We start from the raw sequence: 17,986 nt of genomic DNA, 5'->3' as shown, positions 1-17,986 counted from the left end.
GTTCACATGGATCGCCGCTCTGTGCCTACAGTAGTGAGACGGAGCCCGGCTCGCAGATGTCACGGTCGGGTGTGACGAAACCGCCGGAAGTTGTCTCGGCCGGCACAGAGAGGTGGCAGGCGGTGGGTGTCGATCCAGTACGCAGGTCGGGCGGCCTCCTCGAGCAGGCGACCGACCGGACGCTCGTCGAACGGTGCGTCGACGGCGACACCCGCGCGTTCCAGGTCCTCATCACGCGCTACGGCCGGATGATGAAGGCGTACGCCGTGCGACTCACGCGGTCCTCGGCGGACGGCGACGACGTCGTCCAGGAGGCGCTCATCTCGGCCTGGAAACGGATCGACACGCTCGAAGACGGCGCGATGGTGAAGAGCTGGCTGATGCGCATCGTCAGCCGCCGGGCGATCGACCTCATGCGGCAGCGCAAGGACACCGAATCGACCGATGACGTCATGGTCGAGGCTCCCGAGCGTGACGGACCCGAGCGGAGGGCCGAAGCGTCGTCGCAGCTGGGAGCACTGTCAGCAGCACTCGACAGACTGCCGCACGGACAGCACCAGGCTTGGGTGCTCCGCGAGATCGGCGGATACTCGTACGAGGAGATCGCCGAACAGCTGGGGCAGAGCGTCGCCAGCGTCCGAGGGAGTCTCGCGCGGGCCCGGGCGACACTGGTCAAGGAGATGGAGGGGTGGCGATGAACACGGATACTCCGGGCTCCGAACAGCCCGAACCGAGCGGCTGCGCGCACGGTGTCGACGCCCTCACGGACTACCTCGAACGCGACATGCTGCCGGCCGACCCGTCGATCGACGACTCGCCCGAGTGCCAGCGGATCCTGCGCTCCCTGCGACGCGTCCGCTCGCTCGCCACGCCGCTGATGGAGGCGGACGAGGCCGCGGTCGCCACGCTCGATCAGGACTGGATCCGCGGGATCATGGAGAACATCAGCCGCGAGGCGAAAGCTGGACGCGACATCCCGTTCGGCGCGTCCGACGACGACGCGGCGCTCGTCATCACGGAGGGCACGGTCCGCGGGCTGGTCCGCGGAGCCGGCGACCGCACGCCCGGCGTGCTCGTGGGTCGCTGCGTGCTCGAGGGCGACGTCACCGTGGTCGGCGAGCCGATCATGCTCCACGTCACGGTGAGCATCGGTTGGGGGAAGTCGGTCGCCGACACGGTCTCGTTGTTCCGCGAGGAGGTCGCCGCAAGCCTCCAGCAGCACACGGACCTCGTCGTGGCAGGTCTCGACGTCGTCGTCGACGATCTGCACTTCGAGGCCGACGAGATCGGAGAGGTGGGGGACGATGCATGACCTGACGGAGACGGACGACGACCTCGGATCGCTCGCGAGCTCGCTCGACGACATGGTCCTGGCGGTACCGGGCGTCGACGGATTGACCGCCGTCGAGCCCACCCTGCTTCGGGCCGCGAAGGAGGGCGTCGGTGCCCTGCTCGGCTCGCCCGACCAGCCGGCACGGGTGAGCGTCAAGCGCGTCCGAGGCGTCCTGACGGTGCAGACCAACATCTCGGTCGCCGCGGAGGCGGCATCCCCTGCCGTCGCGCAGGCGGTCCACCGAGCCATCGCGGAGCGACTCCGTTCGGCCACCGGCGAAGGGGCTCCGTCCATCACCGTTCGCGTGATCGACGTCGTCCCGAGCGGCTCCCAGGACTGACCCGAGCGCGCACGGTCCCGATTCGGGATCGTGCGCGCTCGATGTGAGGTGGCTGCTCGACTCAGCCGTTGGACTCCTCGGCGTCACTGCGGGCGCGACGCGCACGCACGACGAGGAGTGCCGCCCCGCCGATCACGAGCAGGAGCATCGCGGCGATCATCGCCTGGTCGAGCCAGAGCACGCCGGTCGTGGCCAGCGGACCCTGCGCTCCGGTCGTGCGCTCCGGTGTCGCCTGCGGCGTCTCGGACGGCGTCGGCGTCGGTTCCGACGGGACGGACGGGTCCGTCGGCTTCTCGGGATCGGTCACCGGCGGGGTCACCGGCAGCTCCGCCTCGAGGATGCCGCCGTTCCAGGTGAGGTCGACCGCGTCCGCGCCGGTCGGCGACGGGTCGGCCACGACGATGTCCTCCATGGTGGACGACTGCGGATCGAGAGCCGAGTTGACCAGGCCGTCGTCACCGACGCGGAAGCCGGTGATCTCCGCACCCTCAGGCAGGTCGACGCTGATGGTGTACGCACCCGACACGAGCCCGCTGAAGCGGTATCGGCCGTCGGCGTCCGTCTCGGTCTCCTCGGAGACGGTCGCGCCGTGCTTGTCGACGCCGTCCAGTCGGAGTGGCACACCGGCCACGCCGTCGCCGGGCTGTCCGTCGGCACCGTCGTCGTCGAGTCCGTCACCGTCACGGTCCCACCAGAGGCGCTCGCCGATCGACGAGGAGACGACGGTCGTCGTCACGAGTGGGGAGCGCGCTCCGAGGGTCTGCGACGCCGAGCGCACCGTGGCGTCGTTCCGGTACTCCGCACCTGAGACCGCTCCGTCGGTCGTGAGTTCGACGGCGATCTCGTGGCGTTCGAGGGCGTCGAGTTCGGCGACCTCCACACGGAAGGCCGTGACGTCGGCGAGCGAGTCGGGGCATGCGTCTGCACCGAAGTCGTCGGCGGTGCACCACTCGAAGCCGTCCGGGAGTTCCCGGGAGGTGTCCGAGCCGTCGATGGCGGACGCGTCCTGCACCGCGGCCGGGTCGGCGGAGGTGTAGAGCACGCGGTCACCGTCGGCGGCCTCGATCTCGTCGGCCAGGACGCCGGCCGCGGTCGAGCCGCGGCTGTCGCCGACGAACGGGAGCACGTCCACGAGGGCGACGTCCTTCTGGGCGCCGGTCGCGTTCATGTTCGCGTAGGCGAGGCGGTAGTCGATCCGATCGCCGGACTCGATGACGCGCTGTTCGACGCTCTTCTGCACGCGGAGTCCTCCGGGCGCACGGAGCGACACGGTCTGGCGCCCGTAGTGCGCGTCCTGCGCCGCCGGGTCCGTCGGGACCTCGTCGAGCGACCCCGGGTCGTCGGGACTGGAGACGACGACCTGGTTCACGAGGTCACCCTGGACGGTCGCGTCCGAGGTCGCCCAGTACCGGATCACGGGTTCGGCACCGCGCGCGACCTGCCCGAGCCTCCAGGTGATGAGAGTGGAGCCGTCCTCGGCCGTCTCGACCGACTCGGGGACGTGTGACACGTCCGTCGGGTCGTACACGAGACCGGCGGGCAGACGGTCGACGACGACGACGTCACGTGCGGTGTCGCCCTGGCCGGGCACACTCGTGATCTGCGGCGTCACTTCGAAACGCACGCGCTCGCCGGCGAGCAGTTGGGCGGGCGATCCCGGATCCACGGCCGGTTCGATCGCCCGCTTGCCGATGCCGATCACCGCGTTGGCCGCGATGAGACGGTCGCCACGCGGGTAGCCGGCGTTCGTCTCCTGCGCCGGGTCGTACTTGCTGTGGTACCAGCCGTCCTTCGCGTACCATGCGCTCGTGTCGCGGTCCGTCGGATACTGCTCCGGGCTGTACAGCGAATAGCTCTCGGCGAGCAGGGTGCCGGCCATGACACCCGCGTTCATCTCCAAGGTCAGTGAGGCGATGACGGTCGCGCCCAGGGCGATGACCCCGTTCGTGCTGCGGTATCGGATCTTCGTGATGTCCTCGGGGTCGATCGATGACGGATCGCTCGTCCAGACGTCGTCGTCATCGTTGCAGGTCGTGTCGTTCATCTGCTTCCACCGCGTGGCGTCGTCGGCACCCACGTCGACGGTCGGCCGAGTGCCGTACTCGATGACGATGTCCGTGGTGCCGTGCGAGCGGGCGGGCACGCCGTCGAGACCGACGGCCGCATGCTGTGTCTTCGTGTCGAAGGCCTGGCAGAACAGCTGTCCGGCGAACTCCGTGCCGCCACGGTTGTTGAACATCGTGACCGCACGGTACTGCTGGCCGGGGACGACCACGCCGTCACCCGTACCCGGAAGGAACTGGCCGGGGACCGGAACCAGCGAACTCAGTCGCTCATCCACGTAGCGGGTGCCGTGGTTGCCGTCGGGTCGACGGATGAGGTTCGCAGTGGCGGTGTTGTCGTCGAGCGGCTCAACAGCGTTCAGGATCGGTCCGCCGTCGGCGTCGACGCCCGTCGCGACGAGGTCGCGGACGTGGATGCGGGTGTTGAGCGAGCCGTTGGCGGGCACGTCGTCGCGCGGGACGAAGACACCGAAGCGACCGAGCGCGAGGTAGCCGCGGAGCGGGATGGTGGCTCCGTTGGCGGTCTTCGTCGGGATGTGGTCGGCGCTGAGGTCGGCGCCCGAGACGGTCACGATGATGCGTCGTGGGTCGTCCGGGTCGATCCGGCAGGTCCACCGACCGGAGTCCGTGACGGCGTTCTCGCCACCGCCGCGGACCTTCGGGAACACCCGGCTCTCCCCGGCTCCTGCGGCGCACGCGGTCTCGTTCGACAGACGGGCGTTCGGACTCACGTCGCCGAGGTCGATCACGAACGTGACGTCCTCGGTCACGTTCGCCTGACCGCGGGCACCGAGCCCCCCTCCGGCGTTGTAGTCGGCCAGGTCGACATACGCGTCGTAGTGGACGCGGAACCCGGAGAGTCCGTCCTGCTGGGCGGTCGTCGAGACCAGTTGCGGGCGCACCCCGAGGTTCACTCGCGGGCCGCTGCTCGCCGTCGTCGCGGGGACCTCCGTCGCGTCCTCGGCGAGGGCACCGGTGGCCACATCGTTCGCGGACGCGCTGAGCGCTCCCGTCGGGGAGGTGAGCACGGAACCGTTCGGCATGCTTTCCGCCGTCGCGACGAGGTCGTAGGTGGTGACGGAGTTCGGCAGGACGCCGCCGATGACGCACTCGAGGACGCGTCGGTCGTCGCTGACGGTGGACCCGGCGCCGCAGTAGGCGGGGAGTCCGGCGACGACCGGCCAGCGCAGGCCGTCGGGGAGGGTCTGTCGAACGGTCACGAGGTCGTCGGCTGCGGCTCCGTCGAGCTGGACCTCGACGCGGTAGGTGACCGTGTCGTGCGTGCGGACGACGTCGTTCGTCGCGCTGCTGTCGTGGCCGGGGGCGTCATCGGCGTCGAACGGAGCCGTGCCGGTCGTGACGCCGGCGAGTGCGATCCGCAGGGCGAGGTCGATGTCCGCGGGTGTCGCAGCCGGCGTGGCCACGGGGTCCGTGGCAGGTGGGGTGTCCGCCGTGGTCGGACGCGGTGTCTGCGCCGGCTCGTCGGCATCATCCGACGACTCGTTCGAGGGGGACTCGACGGTCGAGCCGTCGGGGACGTCTCCCGCTGAGGGGACGGAGGACTTGGCCGGCGGCTCCGGTGACGCAGCCACGGCGGCCGCGGGGCCTGCCAGCGCGCCGGTCATGAGGGCGACCAACGCGAGGACGGCGCTGGTCTGCAGGGGGACGGCTCGGCGGCCTCTCGGCCTGAGCGGTGAGGACATCGGGATCTCATCTCAGTCGTTGCGGAACGGGCGATATTTGAGACTGTAACATAACAAACAAGTGTTTGAGTCGGTTAGCTGCGACGGGCCGTGCCACTCGGGCAACTCCCAGCAAAAATAACGTTCTGATAACTACCGCTCGTTACCGATCCGTTATATGGTTTTGGAACGTTAGTTGTTTTGCTGTGGCAGCTGACGGAATGTGATTGCAGGACACTCTTGGTGCAAGGGAAAGAGAGCCGGTCGTAGCCTCTGCGACCGGCTCTCGTCATGTCCGGAGACGATGCGAAGCGCAACCACCCCACAGCGACGCACCGCTCGACGGCCGTCCAGGATAGATTCGGGTGGTGGATCGTCGGACGGCAGCGGGAGCAGGTATGGACGAGAGGCGACTCGCCATCGCCGCGTGGGAGTCGCTCTTCCGTGCGCAGGTCGACGTGATGCGCCACATCTCGCACGACTTCCCGAGCCACGGCATCTCACTCAACGAGTACGACGTCCTGCACACGATGTCGCGGGAGCCCGATCGTCGCATCCGCCTCCGCGACCTCAACTCGAGCGTGCTGCTCTCGCAGCCGAGCATCAGTCGCCTGGTCGATCGGCTCGTCGCGCGCGGACTGGTCGGCAAATGCCCCGACCCGGACGACGGCCGCGGCACGCTCGTCCGGATGACCGATGCCGGCTACGACGTCTACCGCGCCGTCGCCATCGCCCACGGCGCGACGATCGCCGAACGCGTAACCACCTCGCTCAGCCCACAGGAGATGGCGACCCTCGCGGCGCTCAGCGACAAGCTCCGCGGAGCGTGAGCCGCGCCGCCTGATCCGGCGCGCACGACCGCCACTGTCGTGTCCGATTTCCGCTCGTCCGACCCGGTGGCGCATGTCAGACTCGGATCATGGACGACACCCGGAGTATGGACTTCGCCGAACGCTATCGCGCGATCCAGGCCCGCGACCAGCGCTTCGACGGGCAGTTCATCACGGCCGTGAGCTCCACGGGGATCTACTGCCGGCCGTCCTGCCCGGCTCGGACCCCGAAACCGGAGAACGTCACCTTCTACGCGACGAGCGCCGCTGCTCACGAGGCCGGTTTCCGCGCGTGCAAACGGTGCCTGCCCGAGGCCGTCCCGGGCACCCCTGCCTGGAACCTCGGCAACGACGTCGCCGCGCGCAGCATGCGGCTCATCGCCGACGGCGTCGTCGAACGTGAGGGCGTCCCCGGACTCGCCTCGCGCCTCGGGTACTCGAGCCGCCATCTGACGCGGATCCTCAGCGCCGAGCTGGGCGCGGGTCCGCTCGCGCTCGCTCGGGCACACCGGGCGCAGGGCGCACGACAGCTGTTGACCGGCACCGACCTCCCCTTCGGTGACATCGCCTTCGCCGCCGGGTTCTCGAGCATCCGGCAGTTCAACGACACGATGCGGGAGGTGTTCGAGCTCACCCCAGGCGAGCTGCGCGCGAAACACCGGACGGTCGGCGAACACGCGCCCGGCTCGATCACCCTGTCCCTGCCGTTCCGTCGCCCGTTCGACGCCGCAGGGGTCTTCGCCTGGCTCGCGCCACGGGCGGTGGACGGGGTCGAGCTCGCGGGCCCCGACCACTACGCCCGGCTCCTCGCCCTCCCCGGCGGCACGGCGTGGTTCGAGGTCCGGCAGGTCGGCGACGACCTCCGACTCACTGCCGAGGTGACGGACCTCGCCGACCTGCCGGTGCTCGTCTCGCGGGTCCGTCGGCTCTTCGACCTCGACGCCGACCCGACCTCCGCCGACGCCGTCCTCGCGACGGACCCGCGTCTCGCCGCTTCGGTCGCCGCCACACCGGGCATCCGCCTCCCCGGGGCGGTCGACCCGGAGGAGATGCTGGTCCGGGCGATGGTCGGCCAGCAGATCACCGTGGCCGCGGCGCGCACCCAGCTCCGCCGTCTCGCGGACGAGGTGAGCACGACGGTCACCGAACGACACGGGCTGCACCGGCTCTTCCCGACGGCGACGCAGATCGCGAACGGCGGGGAGGCCGCACTCGTCGGGCCCCGAGCGCGGATCGACAGCCTGCTCGGCGTCGCGCGGGCACTCGTGTCCGGTGAACTCACGATCGGTTTCGGTGACGACCGCGACGAGCTCCGGACCCGCCTGCTCGCCATGAAGGGGATCGGCCCCTGGACGGCCGACTACGTCAGCATGCGGGTGCTCGGCAACCCCGACGCCTTCCTGCCCGGCGACGTCGCCGTCCGCACCGGTGCCGGCCGGCTGGGCTTGCCGTCCGACGCCCGCTCCCTCACCGCGGAAGCGGACGCCTTCGCCCCGTGGCGCTCCTACCTCTGCCTCCACCTGTGGAAGGCGGCCTCCACACCGGCACCGTCCGCAGCCCCCTCAGCCCTCGAGAAAGGTCCAGCAGCATGACCACCATCATCTCCAGCACGAGCGCCCGCCGTGGCGACGGCCACGCGTCCGGCGCACAGCTCACCGCCACCAGCCAGACCGTCGACACCCCGGACGGGCCGTTCACGGTCCTCGCACGCGAGGACGGGGCGGTGCTCTCCTCAGGGTGGTCCGACGACATCGGCGTCATGCTCGAACGGATCCGACCCGCCGACCGCCCTGGCGAGACGGTGGCGGGGACGATCGCGGCGATGGACGCCGTCCGGGCGTACTACGACGGCGACCTGACGGCGATCGACCTCGTGCCGGTGGCCCAGTTCGGCGGCCCGTTCCGCACGCACGCCTGGACGGTGCTGCGGACGATCGCCGCAGGACACCCGGTGACCTACACGGAGTTCGCGGCCGCGAGCGGTCGGCCGTCGGCGGTCCGCGCTGCGGCGAGCGCCTGCGCGACGAACGCGCCCGCCCTGTTCGTCCCGTGTCACCGTGTCCTCCGGACCGACGGGACGCTCGGCGGGTTCGCGTGGGGGCTCGACGTCAAGCGGTCGTTGCTCGACCGCGAGGCCGCGCTGAGCTGAGCGGGCACCTCGACCAACTCGGTGACACCGGACGGCACGATGACCGGAACGGGCGGGTCCGGTCAACCCTCCGGTCCGGTTCGATCGTCCGCGTAGGCTGACGGGATGGCTGCTGCCCCGACGATCGTATGGTTCCGCGACGACCTCCGCCTGGCCGACAACCCCGCGCTGCATGCAGCGGTCGAGCTCGACGCCCCGATCCTCTGCCTGTTCGTCCTCGACGACAGCGAGGAACTGCGTCCGCTCGGCGGCGCGTCCCGCTGGTGGCTGCACCACAGCCTCCAAGCCCTCGGTGACGACATCAGGGGCCTCGGTGGCACACTCCTCCTGCGGTCCGGGAGCGCGGCGACCATCGTGCCCGAACTCGCCCACTCGATCGGCGCCGGCGCCGTCCTGTGGAACCGCCGCTACGGCGCGGCCGAGCGGGAGATCGACGCCGGGATCAAGTCGGAGCTGAAGGACGTGGGGCTCGACGCTCGCAGCTTCGCCGCGAACCTCCTCGCCGAGCCGTGGGAGATCGTCACCGGACAGGGGCAGCCGTATTCGGTGTTCACCCCGTTCTGGAAGGCGTCGCTGCAGCGGCACGCGGCGAAGCCGCCGAGACACCCCCTCCCCGCGCCGACCGCACTGACCGCCATGGCCGAACCGCCCTCGGGCGACGAGCTCGGCTCCTGGGACCTGCTCCCGACGAAGCCGGACTGGGCGGCCGGACTCCGGGAGCAGTGGACGCCCGGCGAGGCCGGCGCCGACGCGCGGCTCGCCGAGTTCCTCGACGACGGCGTCACGGGCTACGCGGAGGACCGAGACTTCCCGGCCCAGCCGTCGACCTCCGGGCTCTCCCCGCACCTCCGCTTCGGCGAGATCAGCTCGCCCCAGATCTGGCACGCCGCCCGCGACGGCCGGCGGCACCTCGGCGACGACGGCGCCACCTTCCTCAAAGAACTCGGCTGGCGCGACTTCGCCTACCACTGCCTCTTCGCTTTCCCCGACCTCGCGACGCGCAACTGGCGTCAGGCCTTCGACCGGTTCCCCTGGCCGGACGTCGACCAGGACGCCTTCGACGCCTGGACCGCCGGAAGGACCGGGATCCCGCTCGTCGACGCCGGCATGCGGGAGCTCTGGGCGACGGGCACCATGCACAACCGGATCCGGATGGTGACGGCGTCGTTCCTCACCAAGAACCTGCTCATCCACTGGAAGCTCGGCGAGGACTGGTTCTGGGACACGCTCGTCGACGCCGATCCCGCCTCCAACCCGTTCAACTGGCAGTGGGTGGCCGGCAGCGGCTTCGACGCCTCGCCGTACTTCCGGATCTTCAACCCGGAGCGGCAGCGCGAACGCTTCGACGCCGACGACGCGTACATCAAGCGGTGGGTGCCCGAATTCGGGACGCCCGACTACCCCGAGCCGATCGTCGACCTCGGCGAGACGAGGCAGGCTGCGCTCGCGGCGTACGAGCAGGTCAAGGGGGCGTAGCCCTTCGACAAGCTCAGGGACCGGGCGGCGCTCAGCGGGTGCGGAAGAGACCGGCACGTTGGGCCGCGGCGATCGCGGCAGAGCGGTTCGACACGTCGAGTTTCGTGTAGATGTGGGCGAGGTGCGACTTCACCGTCGTCTCCCCGACATGGAGCCGCCCGGCGATCTCCAGGTTGGTGAGCCCCTCGGCCGCCCGCGCGAGCACCTCGATCTCCCGGGCGCTCAGCGCCTGTTGCGGCGCGCTCACCCGAGCGACCAGCCGGGTCGCCACGGCCGGCCCGAGCACCGAGTTCCCGCCGGCAGCCGAGCGGATGCCGTCGATCAGGTCCTCCGGGGCGGCGTCCTTCAACAGATACCCCGCGGCTCCGGCTTCGATCGCGCCGAGGATGTCGGCGTCGGAGTCGTAGTTCGTCAGCACGAGGACCGACGGACCGCCCGGCAGCGACGCGATCTCCCTCGTCGCATCGATCCCCGTCGGCCCGTCGCCGAAGCTCAGGTCCATGAGGACGAGGTCGGCGCCGGGTGCGGCGGCCACGGCCTCGGCTGCGGTCGACGCGGTCCCGACCACCTCGATGTCGGCGATCGGCGCGAGGACGGCGAGGAGTCCGGCTCGCACGATCGGGTGGTCGTCCGCCACCACGAGCCGGATGACCGGCGGCTCCCCGGCGCCCGTCGCATCGTCACGCATGGGCGTCCCCCTCCGCTCCTGGTGACGCGAACCGCACGGTGATGGTCGTGCCGGCGCCCGGCGCGCTCCGTACCTCGACCTCGCCACCCAGTTCGGTGATGCGACGGCGCATGGACATCATGCCGAACGACCCGCCCGCAGTGCGCTCGGCGACCCTCGCCGGATCGAACCCCACCCCGTCGTCGTCGATGTCGAGGATGACCTCCTCGTCGAGGTAGGTGAGGGTGACGTCCGCCCGGCTCGCTCCGGCATGCCGGACGACGTTCGCGAGACTGCTCTGCGCAGCCCGGAGGAGCGCGGTCGTCACCGGCGTGCCGAGGACGAACGCATCGCCGGTGACCGTCGTGGAGACCGGCGTGCCGCTCTGGGCGGTCGTCGTCTCGGCGAGCCGACCGAGCGCGTCCGCGATCGTCGCGCCAACCAACGCCGGCGGGCTCAGCTCGTCGATGAGGCTGCGCGTCTCGGCGAGGGCCGTCGCTGCGGCATCCCGCGCCAGACCGATGTGCGAGCGCAGCTGCTCCGTGCCCGGCTGCTCGACGGCGGAGCGTTCGGCCGCGTGCAGGAGCAGCTGGATGCTCGACAGGGCCTGGGCGACCGTGTCGTGGAGGTCTGCGGCGAGGCGCTCGCGCTCCGCCAGCTTGCCCGCCTGCCGACCCCGCTCGGCGAGCTCCTCGCGTGCCGCGACGAGCTCGGCGATGAGTCGCTCCCGCTCGGCCGCCTCCCGGGCCAGCGCCTCGTAGCCGAGCCCGATCGCGACGGCCACGGCCGCACCGACGAGCGGGCCGACGACTCCCCCGACGCTGAAGCCGGCGTGCAGACCGATCGCCACGACCGCGGCGACGGTGGCGATCACGACGGCGGGCACCGCGACGGCCCTGGGGAGGAGGTGCAGATAGAGGAAGAACAACGGGAAGACGAGGTAGGCGGCATCCGGGCTGAGCAGGACGAGGACCACCCACTCGACGCTGAGCACCACCAGCCAGGCGAGGACGGACACCCGACCTCGACGCACGCCGACAGGAGCAGCGTCGCGATCGGTGGTGCCGCTGGCGGCCACAGCGCGGCGAACCCGACCGCCGAGGATCGCGCCGGCGGCGTAGGTGAGCAGCATGACGACGGCGAGGACGATCGCCGCGAGGGCCGCCTGGCCACCGACCGAGACGGATCGCGCGATCACGAGCACGATGAGTGCGGTGACGAGGCCGTGGAGGCCGAGCTGCAGGCCGGTGAACACGGGGCTGAGTGCCGAGTGCTTCATCCGCCCAGCGTACGGCGGGGATCGTCTTCGCGAATCATCAGAAAGGTGGAGCGTCGCCTCCACCTGACCGCGCCGGAGGACCGTACCGTCCGACGATGCCCGGAGTCGGCGGCGCGACGAGGCTGGAATCCTGCCGCACCACGGAGACGCCGTCGGGCGGCTGACAAGGAGTCCCCATGTTCGTCGCCTGGCGCGACATGCGCTTCGCCACCGGTCGCTTCGTGCTGATCGGGGCGGTCGTCGCCCTCATCACCCTGCTCGTCGGATTCCTCAGCGGCCTCACCGCAGGGCTGGCGAACCAGAACATCTCGGCGATCACCGGGCTGGGTGCGTCGAGCATCGTCCTCGCGGCCCCGTCCGACGGCGAGCAGGCGACGTTCGCCGACTCCGCGATCGATGCGGACGCGGCCACCACGTGGGCCGCGGTCCCCGGAGTGGACGGTGTCCAGGAGCTCGGCATCAGCCAGACGCGGATGACCACGGACGATGCGCGCACCTCCGTGGCACTGTTCGGGATCAGTGGTGACGCCGTCGTGCCCGCCGACGGAACCGTCCGCCTGAGTCGGACCGCCGCGGAGGCCCTCCACGTCTCCCGAGGCGACACCGTCTCCATCGGTGGCAGCGAACTCGAGGTCGGTTCGGTCGTCAACGACCAGTGGTACAGCCACACGCCGGTCGTCTGGACGAGCCTGTCCGAGTGGCGGTCGCTGCAGGCTGCGCAAGGGTCCACCGGCGACGGAGCGACCGCGCTCGCTGTCACCGGGAACCCGAGCGCCGATGCGGTGACGGGAGCGGAGCAGGCCACCGGCACGGTGTCGAAGGACGTCCTGTCGTCCCTGCTCGCGATCGGCTCGTTCCGCTCGGAGATCGGATCGCTCCTCCTCATGGTCGCCATGCTGTTCGGGATCTCCGCGCTGGTCATCGGAGCCTTCTTCACGGTGTGGACCATGCAACGTGCGGGCGACGTCGCGATCCTCAAAGCGCTGGGCGCGACGACCCGTCGGCTCTCGCTCGACGCACTCGGCCAGGCGCTCGTCCTCCTCGTCCTCGGCGTCGGACTCGGCATCGGCATCACCGCCGCACTCGGTTCCGCGGCTGGCACGGCGCTGCCTTTCGTGCTCAGCCCACTGACGACGCTCGTGCCCGGGGCGATCATGATCGCCCTCGGCCTGATCGGCGCGGCGTTCGCCCTGCGGTCCATCCTCTCGGCCGACCCGTTGACCGCGCTCGGCGGCAACCGGTGAACGCGCACGCCCTCCCCGAACCCTTCCTCGCACCCACCCTCGTCACCATCGGAGTCACCGCATGATCTCGCTCACCGACGTCACCCTCACCTTCCCCGACGGCGACCACCGCGTCACCGCCGTCGACCACGCGACCCTCATCGTCCCGGCAGGGACCGTCACCGCGCTCACCGGGCCCTCGGGCTCCGGGAAGTCGAGTGTGCTCGCCGTCGCGGCCGGCCTCATCCGGCCCGACAGCGGCCTCGTGGAGGTGGCCGGGGTCGACGTCACCTCCCTCGACCGCCGTGCGGCCACCGACTTCCGCCGCACGAGGCTCGGCATCGTGTTCCAACAGGCCAACCTGCTGCCGTCACTCACGGCCCTCGAGCAGCTGTGCGTCCTCGGGACGCTCGGCAGCCGCGCGTCCCGGACCGACCGGACGCGCACCCGCGAGCGGGCCGCGATGCTGCTCGCCGCCGTCGGACTGGCCGACCAGGCCGGCAAGCGGCCGCATCAGCTCTCGGGTGGTCAGCGGCAGCGGGTCAACATCGCGCGTGCCCTCATGAACGAGCCCGACGCCCTCGTCGTGGATGAGCCGACCAGTGCACTCGACCACGAGCGCGGGTCCGCGATCATCGAGCTCATCCTCGAACTCACCGCGACCTCGGGCGCCGCGACGCTGCTGGTCACCCACGATCGGAGCCACCTCGACCGCATGGACCAGGTGCTCGTCATGGAGGACGGTCGGCTGAGCTCCGCCGCCGACGCGCTTGCCCTGCGGTCCTGAGGTCCACCGTCGCCCGGCGGTAGGGTGAGGTCACGTCGAGAGAGGACCGCCATGCGCCGTGCGACCCGTGGGCTGACCGTGATCGCGATCGTCGGCGCCGTGCTCGGCACGAGTGCTTGCACCGGTGGCGCGGACTCGCCCTCCGGTCAGAGCTCAGCGAGCGAGGCCGGCGTGATCGCACCCGTCATCGTGCAGCTCGTCGATCAGGACGGCCGCACCGTCACCGTCGGCCTCGACAACGTGGTGGACCTCGTCGCCGTCGATCCGACCGTGTGGTCCGCGGAGGTCGAGGATCCGTCGATCGCGGAGTACGTGCCGGGCGGCTCCCGCGGCGGAGCGTCGTTCAACCCCGGTCTGCAGCCGCTCGAGGTCGGGAGTACGACGGTGACGCTGACGAACAGCTCCGACGACACGACCGTCGTCCTCACGCTCGAGGTCGTCGACTCCTGAAGCGCGGACCGGTCCCCGAGCCTGTCGAAGGGCGTCGCCACCCCGGTCCCTGAGCTGCGCCGCACTGAGCCTGTCGAAGTCTCGAAGGGCGTTCAGATGTTGAGGTAGCGGCAGAGGTACGCCGTGGTGACCTCGACCTCGACCTGGAAGCTGCTGCTCCCCGGGACACTGAACTGCGCGTCGGGCCCGAAGTCCTGCCACGCACTCGTGTTCGGCAGCAGCACGCGGAGCTTGCCGGAGATCACGGACATCTCCTCGGCCTTGCCCGTGGTGAAGGTGTACTCCCCCGGCTCCATCACTCCGACGCTGGCCGACTCCGCACCGGGCTCGTTCGTGGTGAAGCCGATCGACTTCACGTTGCCGTCGAAGTACTCGTTGCTCGTCAGCATCAGGGGCCTCTCGTCGTGGTCCGGGACCGCGGCGGCGGATCCGGCCTTCATCGTATCGGCTCGGCGAAGAACGCCTCCTCGTGCGCGGCCGAGGCCAGGAACGCCCGACGCATCGCCTCCCGGCCGGCCTCGTCCGTACGAGCTGCCGCCCCGGCGACGATCTCGATCGCCCGGGCGTTCGCCGTCGCGAAGGCAGGGTCGGCGTAGGTGTCGAGCCACGCGGCGAAAGGGTGCTCCGCGTGCGATGCGCCGACCAGTCGCTCACCGAGATCCTGGTAGATCCAATAGCAGGGCAACACGGCGGCGACCACCCGCCCGTAGTCGCCGTCGACCGTCGCCGCGTATAGGTGGTCGAGGTACGCCGTGGTCGTCGCCGACGGGTCCACATCCATACCGCTGACGGCATACGTGCTGAGCCAGGTGCGGTGCAGCTCCATCTCGGCCTCGATGGAGCCCGCCGCACCGGTCGCCCAGAACACCTGCTCCTCGGCCGTCGGTGCCAGTGCACTCGCTCTCGCGAGGACCCGCGAGTAGGCCCGCAGGTAGATCGCGTCCTGCTGCAGGTACCAGGCGAACCGGGCCGGATCGAGGGTGCCGTCGGCGAGCGTCGTCACGAACGGCAGGTGGTCGATCCGCGTCCGCACCTCGGCGATGTCCTCCCACCAGTCGGCGACGATGTCGGCACCGTCCTGCCGACCCGAGGTCGTCCCTCCCGCTGCCCACAGCTCGGCGAAGTGGCTGATCGGCCCGTTGCCCGAGCCGACCTCGAGTGCGTCCGCGTGCCGGAGGCTCGTCGTGAGCCACGCCTTCGCCTCGCCGAGCGCCTCGGTCCAGGACCCCGAACGGACGACGAGGGTGGCCATCGCGCTCGACAGGGAGCACCCGGTTCCGTGGGTGTTCCGTGTGTCGACTCGAAGACCGTCGAACTCGACGAGTGATCGGCCGCCACCCAGACCACCGGTGGCGTCGACGAGCGCATCCGGGCAATCGGTCGTCCCCGTCAGGTGCCCGCCCTTCACGAGCACGATCACGCCCGCCTGCGCCGAGACCCGTTCCGCCTGGGCGAGTGCGTCGGCCCAGCTCGTCGCCACCGGTTCGTCCGCGAGGACGGCGAGCTCCGGCAGGTTCGGGGTCACGAGGTCGACGTGCGGCAGGAGCGCGCGCATGGCCGCCTCCGCGTCGCGGTGGAGGAGGCGGTCGCCGCTCGTCGCCACCATCACCGGGTCGAGGACGACGGGTCCGGTCACCGTCTCCTGCAGCCAGGTCGACACGGTGTCGATGATCGCGACGTCGCCCAGCATCCCGATCTTGACCGCGTCGATCACCACGTCGTCCGCGACCGCGTCCAACTGCTCGCGGAGGAACCCGACGGGCGGGGTGTGCACGGACCGGACGCCCCGGGTGTTCTGCGCGACGAGCGCGGTGACGACCGCCATGCCGTATCCGCCGTTCGCGGCGATGCTCTTGAGGTCGGCCTGGATCCCGGCACCACCGGTCGGGTCGGTCCCGGCGATGCTCAGCACCCGGGGTGTCTCGCGGATCGTGACGGGTCGTCGACCGTGCACCCGGTTCGAGTTCGACGACTCCGGCGTCATCGTCTGTTCCACGGCGCTCATGCCGAGACCTCGATCCAGGCGCTGCGGAACGCCCGGGCGGCGGCGGCCGGATCGTCGGCGGCGCAGATGGCGGAGACCACGGCGAGACCAGCGGCACCGGCGGCGTGGAGCTCGGCCGTGTCCGCCAGCGAGACACCGCCGATCGCGACGCACGGGAGCGGGGTCGCGGCGGCGATCGCGGCGAACCCCTCCACGCCCAGCGGCTCCGGGTGGTCCGGCTTGGTCGTCGTCGGGCGGATGACGCCGACGCCGAGGTAGTCGACGGTCCCGGGAGGCAGCGCTGCGACCGCGTCGAGGTGCGCCGGGGTGTTCGCCGTCAGTCCCACGACGGCGGTCTGCCCCACGATGCGGCGCACGGCGTCGACCGGGAGATCGCTCTGACCGACGTGGACGCCGTGGACGACGGCACCGGCGGAACGGGCGGCGAGGAACACGTCCACACGATCGTCAACGAGGAGCAGCGCCCGCCCTGCGACGACCTCCGCCGCACGCACGGTCAGGTCGAACAACTCTCGCGCCGACGCGGTCTTCTCCCGCAGCTGGACCGCGGTCACCCCGCCGTCGACGGCCCGGCGCACGACGTCGAGGACACCGCGATCCCCGCTGGCCGAGGCGTCCGTGACGAGGTAGGTGGCGATGCCACGGCGCACGAGCTCGGCATGCGAATGGGCCGCGAGGACCCGGTCCGAGGTGGTCGAGGCGCTCACGCGATCACCGCCAGGCTGCGGACGGACTCGGCGTCGAGGAGGTGGAGGTGGTCGAGGAAGGCGGGAGCGAAGGAGCCGGGGCCGCGGCTCTCCGCAGCCGCAAGCTGCGCGGCGACCGTGTACGCGGTGGTCGCCGCGACCGTCGTCAGCAGCCGGTCATCGTCGAGGGACGCGAAGGCGGCGAGCACGGCACCGAGGGCACAGCCACCGCCCGTCACGAGGGTGAGCCAGGCGTGCCCGTTCGAGCAGCGGACGATGCGCTCACCGTCGGTGATGACGTCCGTCGGGCCGGAGATCGCGACGACGGCACCCGAGGTGCGGGCGATCGCGGTGGCCGCCTCGATCGCGCTGTCCACCGAGTCGGTGCTGTCGACCCCGCGACCACCGGCGCCCAGTCCGGCGAGCGCGATGATCTCGCTGGCGTTGCCGCGGACGATCGTCGGTCGGAGGGCGAGGAGTTCGGCGGCGAGCGCCGTCCGCACCGGCAGGAAGCCGACGGCGACGGGGTCGAGCACCCATGGGGTGCCGGCCTCGTTCGCGGCGGTGGCGGCCTCGACCATGGCCTCGCGCTGCTCCGCCTGCGGCGTCCCGAGATTGAGGAGCACCCCGGAGGCGACGCGGGCGAACGGTCCGGCCTCGGTGGGGATGTCGGTCATCGCCGGAGCGGCGCCGATGGCGAGCAGGACGTTCGCGGTGAAGTTGGTCACCACGGCGTTCGTGATCGATTGGACGAGCGGCGTGCGCTCGCGCAGGCGGTCGAGGAGGTCCCCGGACGCGCTCGCGTATTCGCCGACGGACGAGTCGTCGGTGGACGGGTGGGCAGACTGCTGTGGTGTGCGAATGCTCATTCGCGACATCCCTTCGCTCGGACTAACGAGATCAGGTTCGACGGGTGTGTTCTCAGCCGATCGTCGTGAGATCGGCACCCCGTGTCACTCGCGACCACCCTAGCGGGTCGGGTCGGCTTCCCGTCCAGCGGGCGGGCGAGGATGATG

Annotated in this window: 17 protein-coding genes and 1 riboswitch; of the genes, 10 read left to right on the top strand and 7 right to left on the bottom strand. The window is 70.9% G+C overall.

Annotated features, from left to right (window positions below; translation table 11 throughout):
- The first annotated feature begins 122 nt into the window (after positions 1-122).
- The 3 genes from ITJ62_RS14420 to ITJ62_RS14410 are packed head-to-tail and all read left to right on the top strand — an operon-like array spanning position 123 to position 1,673.
- Positions 123-698 carry an RNA polymerase sigma factor gene (locus tag ITJ62_RS14420; RefSeq protein WP_370581931.1) on the top strand — a complete coding sequence of 192 codons (576 nt, stop codon included), beginning with the start codon at positions 123-125 and terminating at the stop codon, positions 696-698.
- On the top strand, positions 695-1,312 hold the full coding sequence (locus ITJ62_RS14415) for an Asp23/Gls24 family envelope stress response protein (protein ID WP_194603513.1): 618 nt from the start codon (positions 695-697) through the stop codon (positions 1,310-1,312). The genes ITJ62_RS14420 and ITJ62_RS14415 overlap by 4 nt, the downstream gene beginning before the upstream one ends.
- Positions 1,305-1,673: an Asp23/Gls24 family envelope stress response protein gene (locus tag ITJ62_RS14410; RefSeq protein WP_194603511.1), complete on the top strand. Its 369-nt coding sequence runs from the start codon at positions 1,305-1,307 to the stop codon at positions 1,671-1,673. Before ITJ62_RS14415 ends, ITJ62_RS14410 begins: the two co-directional genes overlap by 8 nt.
- 61 nt (positions 1,674-1,734) lie before the next feature.
- Here the strand turns inward: ITJ62_RS14410 and ITJ62_RS14405 are convergent, their stop codons facing one another.
- Complete coding sequence (locus ITJ62_RS14405; protein ID WP_194603508.1) at positions 1,735-5,439, bottom strand: SdrD B-like domain-containing protein; 3,705 nt, start codon at positions 5,437-5,439, stop codon at positions 1,735-1,737.
- Positions 5,440-5,816: 377 nt separating this feature from the next.
- Here ITJ62_RS14405 and ITJ62_RS14400 point away from each other — a divergent pair, with 377 nt between their 5' ends.
- The 4 genes from ITJ62_RS14400 to ITJ62_RS14385 all read left to right on the top strand — a co-directional run bounded on the left by ITJ62_RS14400 (position 5,817) and on the right by ITJ62_RS14385 (position 9,873).
- Complete coding sequence (locus ITJ62_RS14400; RefSeq protein WP_085513978.1) at positions 5,817-6,248, top strand: MarR family winged helix-turn-helix transcriptional regulator; 432 nt, start codon at positions 5,817-5,819, stop codon at positions 6,246-6,248.
- Positions 6,249-6,337: 89 nt separating this feature from the next.
- A complete protein-coding gene (locus ITJ62_RS14395; RefSeq protein ID WP_228498508.1) occupies positions 6,338-7,840 on the top strand; it encodes a DNA-3-methyladenine glycosylase 2 in 1,503 nt (500 codons plus the stop codon).
- Positions 7,837-8,397: a methylated-DNA--[protein]-cysteine S-methyltransferase gene (locus ITJ62_RS14390; protein ID WP_194603506.1), complete on the top strand. Its 561-nt coding sequence runs from the start codon at positions 7,837-7,839 to the stop codon at positions 8,395-8,397. Before ITJ62_RS14395 ends, ITJ62_RS14390 begins: the two co-directional genes overlap by 4 nt.
- A 105-nt stretch (positions 8,398-8,502) precedes the next feature.
- Positions 8,503-9,873: a deoxyribodipyrimidine photo-lyase gene (locus ITJ62_RS14385; RefSeq protein WP_194603503.1), complete on the top strand. Its 1,371-nt coding sequence runs from the start codon at positions 8,503-8,505 to the stop codon at positions 9,871-9,873.
- A 31-nt stretch (positions 9,874-9,904) separates the two neighbouring features.
- Here ITJ62_RS14385 and ITJ62_RS14380 read toward each other — a convergent pair whose 3' ends face one another.
- Together ITJ62_RS14380 and ITJ62_RS14375 are read right to left on the bottom strand one after the other, a co-directional pair.
- Positions 9,905-10,561 carry a response regulator transcription factor gene (locus tag ITJ62_RS14380; RefSeq protein ID WP_194603500.1) on the bottom strand — a complete coding sequence of 219 codons (657 nt, stop codon included), beginning with the start codon at positions 10,559-10,561 and terminating at the stop codon, positions 9,905-9,907.
- Entirely contained in the window at positions 10,554-11,819 is a 1,266-nt protein-coding gene (locus ITJ62_RS14375; protein WP_194603497.1) for a sensor histidine kinase, read from the bottom strand. Before ITJ62_RS14375 ends, ITJ62_RS14380 begins: the two co-directional genes overlap by 8 nt.
- A 176-nt stretch (positions 11,820-11,995) precedes the next feature.
- On the opposite strand from ITJ62_RS14375, the gene ITJ62_RS14370 reads away from it, so the two are divergent.
- The 3 genes from ITJ62_RS14370 (at position 11,996) to ITJ62_RS14360 (ending at position 14,279) form a co-directional block, all read left to right on the top strand.
- Positions 11,996-13,063, top strand: a complete 1,068-nt coding sequence (locus ITJ62_RS14370; RefSeq protein ID WP_194603494.1) for an ABC transporter permease — start codon at positions 11,996-11,998, stop codon at positions 13,061-13,063.
- 61 nt (positions 13,064-13,124) lie between these two features.
- The gene (locus ITJ62_RS14365; protein WP_194603491.1) at positions 13,125-13,829 is read left to right on the top strand and encodes an ABC transporter ATP-binding protein; all 705 of its coding nucleotides are present in this window, start codon (positions 13,125-13,127) and stop codon (positions 13,827-13,829) included.
- Positions 13,830-13,880: 51 nt separating this feature from the next.
- Positions 13,881-14,279 (top strand): hypothetical protein, encoded by a 399-nt coding sequence (locus tag ITJ62_RS14360; RefSeq protein ID WP_194603488.1) that lies wholly within the window; start codon positions 13,881-13,883, stop codon positions 14,277-14,279.
- Positions 14,280-14,371: 92 nt separating this feature from the next.
- Here ITJ62_RS14360 and ITJ62_RS14355 read toward each other — a convergent pair whose 3' ends face one another.
- The 4 genes from ITJ62_RS14355 to thiM all read right to left on the bottom strand — a co-directional run bounded on the left by ITJ62_RS14355 (position 14,372) and on the right by thiM (position 17,839).
- On the bottom strand, positions 14,372-14,668 hold the full coding sequence (locus tag ITJ62_RS14355; RefSeq protein WP_064296149.1) for a pyrimidine/purine nucleoside phosphorylase: 297 nt from the start codon (positions 14,666-14,668) through the stop codon (positions 14,372-14,374).
- Between the two features lie 47 nt (positions 14,669-14,715).
- Positions 14,716-16,284 carry a bifunctional hydroxymethylpyrimidine kinase/phosphomethylpyrimidine kinase gene (locus tag ITJ62_RS14350; RefSeq protein WP_228498507.1) on the bottom strand — a complete coding sequence of 523 codons (1,569 nt, stop codon included), beginning with the start codon at positions 16,282-16,284 and terminating at the stop codon, positions 14,716-14,718.
- Complete coding sequence (gene thiE, locus ITJ62_RS14345) at positions 16,281-16,991, bottom strand: thiamine phosphate synthase (protein WP_370581930.1); 711 nt, start codon at positions 16,989-16,991, stop codon at positions 16,281-16,283. The genes ITJ62_RS14350 and thiE overlap by 4 nt, the downstream gene beginning before the upstream one ends.
- Entirely contained in the window at positions 16,988-17,839 is an 852-nt protein-coding gene (gene thiM, locus ITJ62_RS14340; RefSeq protein WP_194603485.1) for a hydroxyethylthiazole kinase, read from the bottom strand. Before thiM ends, thiE begins: the two co-directional genes overlap by 4 nt.
- Positions 17,831-17,931, bottom strand: a riboswitch (TPP riboswitch). (Overlaps the previous gene by 9 nt.)
- Positions 17,932-17,986: the final 55 nt, after the last annotated feature.

The sequence above is a fragment of the Plantibacter sp. VKM Ac-2876 genome (assembly GCF_015350715.1).
GTDB classification, from domain to species: domain Bacteria; phylum Actinomycetota; class Actinomycetes; order Actinomycetales; family Microbacteriaceae; genus Plantibacter; species Plantibacter auratus.
The sequence above is the reverse complement of the archived record's forward strand: the minus strand, read 5'-3'. Positions and strand labels throughout refer to the sequence as shown.